Consider the following 402-nt stretch of genomic DNA (forward strand, 5'->3'; position numbering starts at 1 on the left):
GAGCAATTAACTGTTTTAAAAGGAGTTGATATTACAGTTGAAAAAGGAGAAATTGTTTCTATTGTAGGCTCATCGGGTGCAGGGAAAAGTACTTTATTACATATTTTAGGAACTTTAGATAAGGCTGATAAAGGAGAGATATTTTTAAACAATCAGCCTGTTCATGCATTAAAAGGAAAAACCTTAGCAGCTTTCAGAAACCGGCATATTGGTTTTGTTTTTCAATTCCATCATTTATTGCCCGAGTTTACAGCTTTAGAAAATGTATGTATTCCAGGTTGGATTGCGGGAAGAAAAAAAACAATTGTAAAAGAAGAAGCAGAAAGGCTGTTGGATTTATTGGGATTGAAAAACAGATTGGAAAACAAACCTGCACAATTAAGTGGCGGCGAACAACAGCGT

Annotated in this window: 1 protein-coding gene; it reads left to right on the forward strand. The window is 35.1% G+C overall.

The features are described 5' to 3' along the window. Positions 1 to 402: ABC transporter ATP-binding protein (locus tag E3E33_RS10750; protein ID WP_167731702.1), on the forward strand; the 402-nt coding region annotated here is incomplete at both ends.

This window comes from Thermococcus sp. GR5 (assembly GCF_012027535.1).
In the GTDB taxonomy this organism is placed as follows: Archaea; Methanobacteriota_B; Thermococci; order Thermococcales; family Thermococcaceae; genus Thermococcus; species Thermococcus onnurineus.